This is a genomic window from Lactobacillus gallinarum (assembly GCF_002160635.1).
Taxonomy (GTDB): Bacteria; Bacillota; Bacilli; order Lactobacillales; family Lactobacillaceae; genus Lactobacillus; species Lactobacillus gallinarum.
In genome coordinates this window covers 62909-76339 of the sequence record NZ_NFKZ01000006.1, presented here as the reverse complement: position 1 = coordinate 76339, position 13431 = coordinate 62909, and the positions used below count along the sequence as shown (strand labels likewise).

Below are 13431 nucleotides of genomic sequence, written 5' to 3'. Positions count from 1 at the left end.
AGAAAAGTCAACCATAGGGTTGGCTTTTTTTGCATCTGTCATATTTTCCTCCTTTATGCTAAAATTGAAACAGATATTTTTACGTTGTGATCTTTTAGATCCATAAAAAATTAAAAATTTTAATATAGAAAAGGAAATATAATGGCTAATCAACTAAAGATTATGGTCTTGAGCGGTGTACGTGAACAGGGTAAAGACATGTTTGCCGTTCAGGTTAATGATGAAATTTTTGTTCTTGATGCCGGACTGAAGTATCCTGATAGTTCTTTATTCGGTATCGATGTAGTAATTCCTGATCTTGATTTCTTTGAACAATATGGAGACCGAGTAGCAGGAATCTTTTTAACGCACGGGCATGCTGATTCAATTGGTGCATTGCCATATATTTTGCGTAAGTATGATATTCCAGTATTTGGTTCTCAATTAAGTATTGAACTTGCCAAGATAGAAGTTCAACGTGAAAATAAGCATCGCAAAAATAGTTTATTCCACGTAATTGATGCAGATACCGAAATCGATTTTAAGAATGCAAGTATCTCATTCTTCCATACTACCCACTCAATTCCTGATTCATTAGGTATTGATGTTCATACTCCAGCAGGTGAGATCGTTTATACTGGTGATTTCAAGTTTGATCCAACTGCTGCCGACAACTACCGGACTGATATGGATCGCTTAGCTAAAATTGAACAAAAAGGAGTTCTTGCTCTTTTAAGTGATTCATCAAATGCGGAAGCTTCATATCCTAATGTTTCAGAACAAGATATTGGTAACTTTGTAACTAATGTTTTTAGAAATGCAACTGGTCGAATTATCGTTGCAGCTAAGGCATCTAATTTGAATCGCGTGCAAGAAGTTTTAAACGCAGCTAAAGCTACTGGAAAGAGAGTACTTTTAACTGGTCGTGATTTGGCTAAAATTGTTAGAACTTCAATGAAATTAGGCTATTTAGATGTGCCAGATGGCCTTTTAATGCGAGTTAAGGATTTAAAGACCGTGCCAGATAATCAAACAGTTATTTTGGAAACTGGTCGAATGGGTGAACCACTTAACTCATTACAAAAAATGGCTAAGAATCGCCATAGTATGATTACTATTCATGATGGTGATTTAGTCTTTATTGCTACAACTCCATCTCATGCCGTTGAAACTATGGTGGCTGAAACCAGTGACCTTGTCTATAAAGCAGGCGGAACAGTTATTCAATTGGGCCGCAACATGCATACTAGTGGGCATGCAACCGGTCGTGATATTCAATTATTGATTGATACTTTAAAGCCTAAGTTCTTAATCCCAGTTATTGGTGAGTATAGATTATTAGAAATTGTTCGTAGCTTGGCTATTAAGACTGGTATGAGTCCTAAGAATATCTATATTACTAAAAATGGTGATTGCTTAGACTACGACTTTAAGAAGAAACGCTTCTACTTATCTGATCCTGTCCCTGGTGAAGACACTATGATCGATGGCTCAGGTGTTGGTGATGTAGGTAACATTGTTTTGCGCGATCGAGAAGTGCTTTCTGATGATGGTATTTTCATTGCTGTAGTTACAATTGATCGTAAAAAGAAAAAGATTATCGCAGAACCTAAAGTAACTAGCCGTGGATTTGTCTATATTAAAGCCAATAGACAGTTGATGAATGATTCAATTGATGTGATTAAAAAGGCAATTAACAGCAACTTCGAGCACAAGAAGTTTGATTGGACAGAATTAAAGCAAGATATTCGCAGCGATTTGGAGAAATTCTTATATAAGAAAACAAATCGTCGTCCCGTTATTTTGCCAGTTGTGATGGAAGTAAACCAAAACCGTCATCGTGCTATGCAAAAGCGTAATGAAAAAAAGCAAGAAAATAACAAATCACATTCATCAAACAATAAAACAAGAAATAATAAAGAAAAGAAAGAATAATTATGACATCAGTAAGTCAAAAGAATTTATTGAAACTTGCTGAAGAAAATAAGCACAAGGGAGATCTTGCTGCGGCAATTCAAAATTTAGAAGAAGCATTGCGAGGAGAGCGTTCATTAGATGTGATCTTGGAGCTTTGTGATCTCTATTGTGCAAATAAACAAGAAGATCAGGCCTATGCTTTAATTAAAGAAGAGCCTGATCTTTTTTCTAATAAGCAAGTATATCGGATGTATTGTAAAGTTTTAAAGGAAAATAACTTTTTAATAGAAGCTTTACAGTTAAAAGAAATTACAGGGTTCGAATTACCTTTTAAGGTGCAGCCTGTTTCTGAAGAAAAGCAACAGCAAATTATGCAGTCCTTTAAGGCAAAAAAGCAGGTTAACCAAATGGATTATGAAAGCTTGCATAAATTAAATTTGGTTAATTTTACAACTTTTGCTCAAAGTATTTTATTAGAACCTATTTCAGAATTCGCTGTGCGCTTATCTCTTTGTGAAGATCTTATTAGACTAAAGTTGAAAGATAAATTTAAAGTGTGGGTTTTGGATGATTTAACCGAATTTATTCCTGCAGATACTTTGCTTTTAGAAAAAGCCCCTAAATACAAAGAGATAATTTCAGCTATTGGGGCTAAATTTAGTCATAATCCTAGTCAATTACCGCTTATGATTGGTGAAACCAATTTAGTATTAGGTAGTTTGTACCCTAAGCTAGATGATTATGTAGATGAACCTGATAGTTTTGCTAGCGATTTGGTAGCTTATTTGCAACAAAGAAATGGCAGAACTCATCAAGATTTATTTGAAAAAATTTATCGAAAATTTACAAATTAAAAAATAGGTAAAAAAGGTTTACATTTTCAAAGTATTTAGTATAATTAGCAAAGGATATTTTCGTTAGGCAATTTAGCTTAAGCTTTTTTACTAGGCAATTGCCGAAGAAAGTAGTACAATATTCAACAGAGAATTATCCGTTAACTTATCTCAACGGACTTCTTGCAAATTTACAGGAGGGTCATTTTAATGGCAGAAAAAGAACATTACGTTAGAACTAAGCCACACGTAAACATTGGTACTATCGGTCACGTTGACCACGGTAAGACCACTTTAACTGCGGCTATTACTACTGTTTTAGCCGACAAGGGTTTGGCTAAGGCTGAAGATTACTCACAAATCGATGCTGCACCAGAAGAAAAGGAACGTGGTATCACTATTAACACCGCCCACGTAGAATACGAAACTGAAAATCGTCACTACGCTCACATGGACGCTCCAGGCCACGCCGACTACATCAAGAACATGATTACCGGTGCTGCACAAATGGATGGTGCTATCTTAGTTGTTGCTGCAACTGATGGTCCTATGCCACAAACTCGTGAACACATTTTGCTTGCTCGTCAAGTTGGTGTTAACTACATCGTAGTATTCTTAAACAAGTGCGATTTGGTTGACGACCCAGAATTGATCGACTTGGTTGAAATGGAAGTTCGTGACTTGTTAACTGAATACGATTACCCTGGTGACGATATTCCAGTTGTTCGTGGTTCAGCTTTGAAGGCTTTACAAGGCGACAAGGAAGCTCAAGAACAAATTCTTAAGTTGATGGACGTCGTTGATGAATACATCCCAACTCCAGAACGTCAAACTGACAAGCCATTCTTAATGCCAGTTGAAGACGTATTCACTATCACTGGTCGTGGTACTGTTGCTTCAGGTCGTATCGACCGTGGTACTGTTAAGGTCGGCGATGAAGTCGAAATCGTTGGTTTGGTAGACAAGGTTCTTAAGTCAGTTGTTACTGGTTTGGAAATGTTCCACAAGACTTTGGACTTAGGTGAAGCCGGCGATAACGTTGGTGTATTGCTTCGTGGTATTGACCGTGACCAAGTTGTTCGTGGTCAAGTATTGGCTGCTCCAGGCTCAATCCAAACCCACAAGGAATTCAAGGCTCAAGTTTATGTCTTGAAGAAAGAAGAAGGTGGACGTCACACTCCATTCTTCTCAGACTACCGTCCACAATTCTACTTCCACACCACTGATATTACTGGTGAAATTGAATTGCCAGAAGGTACTGAAATGGTTATGCCTGGTGATAACACTGAATTCACTGTTACTTTGATTAAGCCAGCTGCCATCGAAAAGGGTACTAAGTTCACCATCCGTGAAGGTGGTCGTACCGTTGGTGCCGGTCAGGTTACTGAAATCCTTGACTAATTTCTAACGATATAGCAAAAAAGATGCACTTCTTCACAGGAGCGCATCTTTTTTCTTTTAGATTTGTTTTTTGTGCCAGTTTAAGGTAAGATAACTTAGTATGCAAGAAGCAAACTCAAACTTGACATTGGAGGTATTTTATTAATGTCTGTAAAATGGGAAAAGACCGGTAAAACAACCGGTGAACTTACTTTTGATATTTCAAAAGATGAAATTAAATTAGGTTTGGATCAAGCTTTTAGAAGAGTTAAGAAAAACTTACGTGTTCCTGGTTTTAGAAAGGGTCACGTTTCTCGTGTTATTTTTGATCAATACTATGGTGAAGAAGCATTATATGAAGATGCTTTAAACATTGTATTGCCAAATGCATATTCTGCTGCTGTTAAGGAAGCAGGTATTGCTGCAGTTGGTCAACCACAAATTGTTCCAGTATCAATGGACAAAGATAAAGACTGGACTATGAAGGCTACTGTTACTGTAGAACCAGAAGTTAAGTTAGGCGACTACAAGGGTATCGAAGTTCCAAAGCAAAATACTCGTGTATACCAAAAAGACGTTGATGCTGAACTTGATAAGCGCCGTGAACAAAATGCTGAACTTGTACTTAAGAAGGGTAAGTCAGCTAAGGGCGACACTGTAACCATCGATTACAAGGGTACTATTGATGGCAAGGAATTTGAAGGCGGCTCAGCTGAAAACTACTCACTTGAATTAGGTTCAGGCGCATTCATTCCTGGCTTTGAAGATCAACTTATCGGTCACGAAGCAGGCGACGATGTTGATGTTGTTGTAACCTTCCCTAAGGATTACGGTGCAAAGGATTTAGCAGGTAAAGAAGCACACTTTGCAACTAAGATTCACGAAGTTAAGTCAAAGCAACTTCCTAAGTTAGACGACGAGTTTGCTAAGGATGTTGATGATTCAGTAGATACTCTTGATGAATTAAAAGACAAGATCAAGAAGCAATTGAAGGATCAAAAGGAACAAGCTGCAAACGATGCTATTCAAGAAGCAGCTATTGAAGGTGCAGTAAAGAACGCTACTGTTGATGAAATTCCTGATGCAATGATTCAAGACGACGTTGATACTCAATTGAACCAATACTTAGGTAACATGCAACGTCAAGGTATTGATCCACAAACTTACTACAAGTTGACCAATACTAATGAACAACAATTACGTTCACAATTTGCTAAGAACGCTGCTGAAAGAGTTAAGACTAACTTAGTTCTTGAAGCTATTGTTGAAAAAGAAGGCCTTAAGGCAACCAAGGAAGAAATTGATAAGGAAATCAAGGACCTTGCTGCTGAATACAACATGGATGAAAAGACTGTACGTAACACTTTGTCAGACGACATGTTAAGTCACGACATCACTGTACGTAAGGCTATGGATCTTGTTACTGATAATGCTAAGCAAGTTGCTAAGGCAAAGCTTGAAGCAAAAGAAGCAGAAGACAAGAAGGAAAGTAAGTAATAAATAAATTATTACTGATTTCTCATTAAAAAGCGGCTTTAGGCCGCTTTTTTTGATATTTAAGCTTAATATTTATCAAAATATGTTAATTTATGATAATCTATTTTGGTAGGTATAGGGAGGAAATATAATGGCAAATCAGTTTACAGATCAAGAAGAGATTAAATGTTCTTTTTGTGGTAAAACTCAAGACCAAGTCAAAAAAATGATCGCTGGTAATGGCGTTTATATTTGCAATGAATGCGTTGACTTATCTAAAAAAATCATTGATGATGAATTACGTGCAGATTCTGTTAAAACTGCAAGTCAATTACCAAAACCAATGGAAATTAAAAAACAACTTGATCAATACGTAATTGGCCAAAATCGTGCTAAAAAGGTATTATCTGTTGCTGTTTATAATCATTACAAGAGAATCAGTCAAATGGATGTTGATTCTTCTACAGAATTACAGAAGTCTAATATTGCAATGATTGGTCCTACTGGATCAGGTAAGACTTATTTAGCTCAAACTTTAGCTCGAATCTTAAATGTACCTTTTGCAATTGCAGATGCAACCACATTAACCGAGGCTGGTTATGTTGGGGAAGATGTAGAAAATATCTTGCTAAAATTATTGCAAAATGCAGATTACGATTTGGAACGTGCTCAACGCGGCATTATTTATATCGATGAAATTGACAAAATTTCTAAGAAATCTGAGAATGTTTCAATTACTCGTGATGTTTCAGGTGAAGGTGTACAACAATCATTACTGAAGATCTTAGAAGGTACTATTGCTTCAGTTCCGCCTCAAGGTGGTCGTAAGCACCCACAACAGGAAATGATCAAGATGGACACCACTAACATTCTGTTTATTGTTGGTGGGGCTTTTGATGGTATTGAACAAATCGTTAAGAATAGATTAGGTAAAAAGACGATTGGTTTCGGTGCTGAAAATGAAGTTGATAAAATTGATGCAGATGATTGGACTCGTCATTTAACTACAGCAGATTTAGTTAAATTTGGAATGATTCCTGAATTTATTGGTAGAATTCCAATTATCACAACTTTAGATAAGCTTAACAGTGAAGATTTGGTAAGAGTATTAACTGAACCAAAGAATGCTTTGGTTAAGCAATATAAGAAGCTACTTTCACTTGATGGTGTTGACCTTAAGTTTACTGATGGTGCGCTTAAAGCAATTGCTGATTTGGCAATTCAAAGAAATATGGGGGCACGTGGTTTAAGAACTATAATTGAAAATTCAATTATGGATATCATGTACAAGACTCCAAGTGAAAAAGACATTGAAGCCGTTGAGGTAACCAAAGATGTAATTACGCGTCATGCTGAACCTAAGGTTATTCGTAAAAAGGATAAAAAAGAAAGTAGTAAAGCACAGGTAGGCGCTAATGATAATTAAAAGTAGTAGTTATGCTGTCAGTGCAGTTAGAGAAGATCAATATCCTAAGGATGATTTGCCTGAGATTGCATTATCAGGCCGCTCAAACGTTGGAAAGTCAAGTCTGATTAACACTCTACTTAATCGAAAAAACTTGGCTAGAACCTCTTCACAGCCTGGTAAAACGCAAACCTTGAATTTCTATCTAGTAAATGATGAGTTTTATCTTGTAGACGTACCAGGGTATGGTTATGCAAGAGTTTCGCAAAAGAAACGCCAAGAATTTGGTGAGATGATTCAAGATTACTTGGAAACAAGACCCAACTTAAAGGGATTAGTAATTTTAATTGATTCGCGTCATGAACCAACTAAAGATGATATTGCAATGTATAATTATGCTCAATATCTGAATTTACCTATTTTAGTTGTATGTACGAAGATTGATAAAATAAAAAGGAGCCAAGTAAATAAAGTAATGTCCCGTTTGAAAAAGAACATAGATCTTAATTATGATCATGTAACGGTTTTGACATTCAGTTCCGTAACTAAATTGCATGTTGCAGAACTGGGCAACTGGATTGAAGAAAAAATTAGTAAATAAAGAATGAGAAAGCTGTTAACTGAGGTTAGCAGCTTTTTCTTATGAGATGATTATTAGAATAAATTTACTTAAAAGAAAGGGTGCTAAAATTGAAAGTGTAGTAAAGAAAGTAGAGGCTTCATCTTGGATGATAATAAAACACAGAAAAAGACATTAACTACTTTAAGCCTGGTTTTAATGATCATAACTACGGTTTATGGTTTCGGTAATGTCTCGGTTTCATACCGGCAAATGACTTATGCCGGAATTATTTGGTTTATTTTAGCCGGAATTTGTTTTTTCTTTCCAGCTGGATTAATGATGGCAGAATATGGTTCAGCCTTTCACGATGCAAAAGGTGGAATTTACTCCTGGCTTGCGGGCTCTATTGGCGAAAAATGGGCCTTTATCGGGACTTTTGTTTGGCTGGCTAACTGGGTACTTTGGCTAGTATCTAGTGCCTCAAGACTCTGGATTTCGATTTCAGCGCTAATTTTTGGTAAAGATACAACTCAGAGTTGGAATTTATTTGATTTACATGGAACACAGCTAATAGGTGTATTGGCAATTCTATTCATGATTGTATCTACATACTTGTCTTCAAGAGGGATGACTGGAATTAAGATCATGTCCTCAATTGGTGGCTGGTTTATGATCGGGATGAACTTGATTTTTATCTTATCTAGTTTGTTAGTCATCATTATGAATCATGGACAATTAGCACAGCCAATCACTGGTTGGCAGAGTTTTATTATTTCACCTAATAAGGATTTCCAAACTCCAATTACTATTATTTCCTTTGTTGTCTATGCAGTATTTGCATATGGTGGTATGGAGACCGTAGGTGGGGTAATTGACAGTATGAAGCATCCCGAAAAAGATTTCCCTAAGGGCTTAATTATCGGTAGTTTGTTTACGATTATTTCTTATGTTTTAATGATCTTTATGACCGGTTTTTCGGTTAATTATCAAAAGGATATCGTTCAAACCGGTGCTAACACAGGTAATATTACTTATGTGGTTTACGGGACTTTGGGTAAAGCGTTCGGTACCGCCTTACATTTGGATCCGCAGACTAGTTTAATGATTGGTAAAATCTTTACGAGAGCAATTGCCTTATCAGGATTAATGGGAATGATGGGTGCTTTCTTCGTATTACTATATTCACCCGTTAAGTCCTTTATCATGGGGTCTGATCCACGTCTTTGGCCGAAGGCTGCAACTAAATTAAACAAACATGGCATTCCTGCTAATGCAATGTGGGCTCAAACTGTTTTCGTCTGCTTGTTAATTGCGGTCGTTTCCTTCGGTGGTAGTGCAGCTACAAGCTTTTATCAAATTTTGACCGATATGGGTAATGTTGCTGCAACTGCACCATATATCTTTTTGATAGGTGCATTTCCATTTTTCTTAAAGAAAGATTATTCGCGTAAATTTAGAGTATTTACGAATTATAAATGGACAGTAGCGCTGGTAGTATTTGTTGAAATAATTGTTTGCACGGGTATTATATTTACAGTTTTACAACCAATTTTGGAACACAGATATGCGACAGCTTTCTGGACTGGATTTGGACCTATTTTCTTTGGTTTAATAGCTTATATTTTTTATCGTACTTCAAAGAAAAAACATGGTTTAACCGATTTAAATTAAATACAAAAAAGACTTGCTTTAAAAAAAAGCAAGTCTTTTTGATTACGCTAAAGTTGTAATGTCGTTGAATTTAGGTAAATTATCGACAAATCTTTCATAGGCGGTTTGCTCATTAGTTTCAGTAATTTGTGCATTAGCAAAGTTCCTATTTCTTAAATCCTCTTCAGCAATAGAAATTTGATGAGTAAAGGTCGCATTTCCAATGAGTTCAATCCAGTAATTATTGTCTTCATAGTGAACAATGGTTTTTACCATGCCACCTGGATTGTAAACGTTGATTGGTGTGTCAAATTCTGCCATTTCTGGTTTGGTTAAACAAAATGCTAATGAGGTAGCAGACATTCCAGTTCCACAAGCATTGGTAAAGCCAACACCGCGTTCATAAGTCCTCACAAATAAGCGATTCTTATCAAGGATTTGAGCAAAATTAACATTAACACCATCAGTGAAGTAAGGATTCTCACTATTGAGTCGCTTACCGACGATTCCTAGGATAGGACCTGTTATTTGTTTTTGATTAACAAAGCTAATTAAATGGGGATTCGGCACGGCAATAGAAGAAAAACGTAAACCGGGATAAAGTTCAGGGGCAAAATCATCTATTAGACGATCATGTCCTAAATTATCAAATGGCAAGGCTTCTTTATTGAAATGGACAGGCGAAATTTCAACTGCAAAGGCAGGAACGCTTGGGGCAAAGTCATCGTCTTTTCTAACGCGGAGACTAGCATTCATTGTATCAACCAAGAAATTAGTTTTTTGGTACTTTTCACTTAAATAACGAGCGACAGTTCTAAGCCCGTTGCCACACATTGAAGCTTCACTACCGTCGGCGTTGATAACACGCATTTGGGCCAAAGCATTTTCTCTGACTGGCTTATTGACTACTAATACACCGTCTGCACCGTCAAGAAGACCAGTTTGTGAATCTGTAAGCTTAATAGTTAATTCTTTTAGTTCAGAATCAGACAATTCTTGCTTCAATTCGGTTTGATCAAGGATAAAGAAATGATTTTGTGACCCATGTACTTTTAATAACTTAACCATGATTTTCTCCCTTCGTAAAAAATTGTTGATAGATAATTTTAACTGCTTCGTCTGCCTTTTCCTTCTTGGTTCCGATCATCATTGAGATTTGGGATGCACCTTGGTTGATCATGCGAGGTGAAATATCGTGATCACCTAAAGAATCTAAAATTTGGCGACTAACAACATGATATTTCTTCATTCCTTCACCAACGACCATGATAATGGCATAATCGTCAATCCATTCAAGTTGATCTGGATTGATTGTTGCTTGAATTTCATTACAAATTTGATCAATTAGCTGATCATTTAGGAAATCATTGTTAAAAATAATTGTGATGTCATCAATACCAGAAGGCATGTGTTCGTATGGCACATTGTGCTTGTACAAGATTTGTAGGATACGTAAAGTAAAACCAGCTTCTTTGTTTAGCAAATATTTATGCAAATAAAGAGCTGAGAATTGTTTTTGGCTGGTTACACCAGTAATAACATTATCTGGTACAAAGTCCTTGTCTGGAACGATGATAGTACCAGGTTGATCAGGCTCATGAGTATTTTTTACGTTGATAGGAATTTGGCCTTGAATAGCGGGAATCAAAGCTTCATCGTGAAAAACAGAGAAGCCCGCATAAGATAGTTCTCGCATCTCGCGATAAGTCATTTTCCTAATGGATTGTGGATTATCTACAATATGCGGATTAGCTGCAAAAATTCCGTTAACATCTGTAAAGTTTTCATACATATCTGCATGAAATCCGCGAGCTAGAATCGCCCCAGTAATATCGGATCCACCACGTGAAAATGTGGCAATATTACCTGATGGGGTGATACCGAAAAATCCAGGGAAAATAACCCGTTCATCAGGTTCTATTTTTACTTGGTCAAGATTGAGATAACTTTCCGGATTGACCAATGCATCGTTAGGTTCGCCTGTAACGATTAAACCCGCTTCTGTTGGATCAAGAAAGCGACTTTTAACACCTTGATGTTGCAATATCATGGCAATTAAACGGGCGTTAAGACGCTCGCCGTGAGCTTTAAAAGCGGCCATTAAGTAGCTCGAATTAGGATAATTTCTGCTAGGTAAAGCTAAAAGAATATCTTTGATAACCTTAAGTTCTTCGTCAGCTACACCAAAGAAATGCCCGATTTCTTGATAACGCATAAAAATGGTTTGGACGATTTCATCAGTATTTTCACTCTTAAGTGTCATATTGGCGTACTTGATTAAAAGATCTGTGATTTTGATGTCGTCATCGTTTCTTTTACCTGGCGCAGAAACTACGATTACGCGTCTTTCAGGATCACTTAAAATAATATTTAATGCTTGTTCTACATTTTGTCCGTTAGCTAAAGAGCTACCACCAAACTTAACTACTTTCATAACATAATCCCCTTAAAGTGAAATTTCATAATTCGTTAATTTAAAAATGGATCCAAACTAAATTAATTTGAATTTTAGCATTATTTTTTAATCTTGCAACAAAAAGTTGAAAATACTGGCCTTGAATAGAAAAGCATATATAGTATAAATTAAAAATCAATAAAAAAGTATTGACTAAAATTTAATAAAAATGTAGACTACATGTAAATCGAAGAGGCGCAACTGACATAAGTAGCAATTACGAGTTAGGCAAAACGAAGACTAATTGCGAAAGGGGAGGTTGCCGAAGCTTAAACCAGGCTAAAGGGATAAGCTGGGTCGTGATTGAATAAATTACGGACTGTCGCGGACAAAATTCGCGGAGCGCTATCGACCATTAGATTAAGTGAAGACTAATCCATTGTTTGTTTAGCGCAGACAATGGATTTTTTTATTGGGTGCTTCGCATGGATAGAGACTAGGGGCAAGATATGAATTCACAAATTTTAGAAAATCAGATCAATCAAGCAGGACATTTAACTATTGGCGGTGTTGATACAGTTGAATTAGCTAAAAAGTATGGCACACCTCTTGTTGTATACGATGTAGAGCAAATTCGTAATCAAATTAGAGCTTTTAAAAAGGTTTTTGAAGAAGAAAATGTAAAGTATGCCGTCAGTTATGCCAGCAAAGCATTTGCTTGTATAGCGATGTACCAAGTAGCTGCAGCAGAAGGAGCTTACACTGATGTGGTTTCAGATGGAGAGTTATATACAGCCTTGAAAGCACATTTTCCAGTAGAGAAAATCAGTTTTCACGGTAATAATAAGTCCAAGTCAGAACTTGAAATGGCCGTTAAAAATCATGTGGGCAAAATTATTGTTGATAATTTTCATGAAATTAAGTTATTGGATCAGGTTTTACGTGAACAAGATACCAAAATTGATGTCATGTTAAGAATTACGCCAGGCATTTCAGCTCATACACATGAATATGATCAAACAGGTCAGGTCGATAGTAAATTTGGTTTTGACTTAGAATCTGGTCAAGCCGATTTAGCCTTAGAACAAGTTTTAGCTAACTCAAGAATGAATATGATCGGGCTACATGCTCATATTGGATCACAAATTTTTGAATTGAATGGTTTTGAAATGGCTGCTAAAAAATTAATGGAAATTGCTGAAAATTGGCGTAGTCAATATGGTTATACTGCTCAAGTAATTAATGTCGGCGGTGGCTTTGGTATTAAATATACTGCAGAAGATAATCCATTAAAGCCAGAAGAATTTGTTAGGGCAATTGTTAAAACTATCAAAGAAGAAGCTAAGAATGCCTCATTTCCACTTCCAGAAATTGATATTGAACCTGGTCGCTCTATCGTAGGACCAGCCGGTTATAACTTATATACAACAGGGAGTCGCAAAATTGTTCCAGGTCATCGTCCATATGTAACTGTAGATGGTGGTATGGGTGATAATATTCGTCCAGCTCTATATGATGCAAAATATGAAACAGTTTTGGCTACTGATCCTCGAGCTGAATTGACTGAACATGTCAGAATCGCTGGTAAATATTGTGAAAGTGGTGACATCTTAGCTGAAGATCAAGCACTTCCAGCAACTAAATCAGGCTCACTTTTAGCAATGCTTGATACTGGAGCATATGGTTATTCAATGGCTTCAAATTATAACCGCAATGCTCGTCCAGCTGTTGTTTTTGCAGAAAAGGGCAAGGCTCAACTAGTCATTAAACGAGAAAGTCTAGAAGATTTAGTTCATTTAGATCAACCATATAATAATGAAGATTAATTTTTAAA

General features: G+C 36.5%; 10 protein-coding genes and 1 riboswitch. Of the genes, 8 read left to right on the top strand and 2 right to left on the bottom strand.

Annotated features, from left to right (window positions below; translation table 11 throughout):
- The first annotated feature begins 141 nt into the window (after positions 1-141).
- The 7 genes from B5E95_RS03970 to yjeM all read left to right on the top strand — a co-directional run bounded on the left by B5E95_RS03970 (position 142) and on the right by yjeM (position 9223).
- Entirely contained in the window at positions 142-1914 is a 1773-nt protein-coding gene (locus B5E95_RS03970) for a ribonuclease J (RefSeq protein ID WP_025005021.1), read from the top strand.
- Between the two features lie 2 nt (positions 1915-1916).
- Complete coding sequence (locus B5E95_RS03965; protein WP_087235627.1) at positions 1917-2750, top strand: tetratricopeptide repeat protein; 834 nt, start codon at positions 1917-1919, stop codon at positions 2748-2750.
- A 189-nt stretch (positions 2751-2939) separates the two neighbouring features.
- On the top strand, positions 2940-4130 hold the full coding sequence (tuf, locus tag B5E95_RS03960; RefSeq protein ID WP_025005019.1) for an elongation factor Tu: 1191 nt from the start codon (positions 2940-2942) through the stop codon (positions 4128-4130).
- 144 nt (positions 4131-4274) lie between these two features.
- Positions 4275-5606, top strand: coding sequence for a trigger factor (tig, locus tag B5E95_RS03955; protein WP_087235626.1), 1332 nt, complete (start codon positions 4275-4277; stop codon positions 5604-5606).
- A 130-nt stretch (positions 5607-5736) separates the two neighbouring features.
- The gene (clpX, locus tag B5E95_RS03950) at positions 5737-7011 is read left to right on the top strand and encodes an ATP-dependent Clp protease ATP-binding subunit ClpX (RefSeq protein ID WP_087235625.1); all 1275 of its coding nucleotides are present in this window, start codon (positions 5737-5739) and stop codon (positions 7009-7011) included.
- Positions 7001-7591, top strand: a complete 591-nt coding sequence (gene yihA / locus B5E95_RS03945; RefSeq protein ID WP_087235624.1) for a ribosome biogenesis GTP-binding protein YihA/YsxC — start codon at positions 7001-7003, stop codon at positions 7589-7591. The genes clpX and yihA overlap by 11 nt, the downstream gene beginning before the upstream one ends.
- A 123-nt stretch (positions 7592-7714) precedes the next feature.
- On the top strand, positions 7715-9223 hold the full coding sequence (gene yjeM / locus B5E95_RS03940; RefSeq protein WP_087235623.1) for a glutamate/gamma-aminobutyrate family transporter YjeM: 1509 nt from the start codon (positions 7715-7717) through the stop codon (positions 9221-9223).
- Positions 9224-9265: 42 nt separating this feature from the next.
- On the opposite strand, the gene dapF is transcribed toward yjeM, so the two are convergent.
- Entirely contained in the window at positions 9266-10270 is a 1005-nt protein-coding gene (gene dapF / locus B5E95_RS03935) for a diaminopimelate epimerase (protein WP_025006164.1), read from the bottom strand.
- A complete protein-coding gene (locus B5E95_RS03930; protein ID WP_087175812.1) occupies positions 10263-11636 on the bottom strand; it encodes an aspartate kinase in 1374 nt (457 codons plus the stop codon). Before B5E95_RS03930 ends, dapF begins: the two co-directional genes overlap by 8 nt.
- Before the next feature lie 204 nt (positions 11637-11840).
- Positions 11841-12013: riboswitch (Lysine riboswitch) on the top strand.
- A gap of 93 nt (positions 12014-12106) precedes the next feature.
- Here B5E95_RS03930 and lysA point away from each other — a divergent pair.
- A complete protein-coding gene (lysA, locus tag B5E95_RS03925; RefSeq protein ID WP_087235622.1) occupies positions 12107-13423 on the top strand; it encodes a diaminopimelate decarboxylase in 1317 nt (438 codons plus the stop codon).
- Positions 13424-13431: the final 8 nt, after the last annotated feature.

Excerpts from the sequence above, each read along its gene's own strand:
- B5E95_RS03970 (WP_025005021.1), top strand. The coding sequence starts at position 142 with ATGGCTAATCAACTAAAGATTATGGTCTTGAGCGGTGTACGTGAACAG.
- B5E95_RS03965 (WP_087235627.1), top strand. The coding sequence starts at position 1,917 with ATGACATCAGTAAGTCAAAAGAATTTATTGAAACTTGCTGAAGAAAAT.
- tuf (WP_025005019.1), top strand. The coding sequence starts at position 2,940 with ATGGCAGAAAAAGAACATTACGTTAGAACTAAGCCACACGTAAACATT.
- tig (WP_087235626.1), top strand. The coding sequence starts at position 4,275 with ATGTCTGTAAAATGGGAAAAGACCGGTAAAACAACCGGTGAACTTACT.
- clpX (WP_087235625.1), top strand. The coding sequence starts at position 5,737 with ATGGCAAATCAGTTTACAGATCAAGAAGAGATTAAATGTTCTTTTTGT.
- yihA (WP_087235624.1), top strand. The coding sequence starts at position 7,001 with ATGATAATTAAAAGTAGTAGTTATGCTGTCAGTGCAGTTAGAGAAGAT.
- dapF (WP_025006164.1), bottom strand. The coding sequence starts at position 10,270 with ATGGTTAAGTTATTAAAAGTACATGGGTCACAAAATCATTTCTTTATC.
- B5E95_RS03930 (WP_087175812.1), bottom strand. The coding sequence starts at position 11,636 with ATGAAAGTAGTTAAGTTTGGTGGTAGCTCTTTAGCTAACGGACAAAAT.
- lysA (WP_087235622.1), top strand. The coding sequence starts at position 12,107 with ATGAATTCACAAATTTTAGAAAATCAGATCAATCAAGCAGGACATTTA.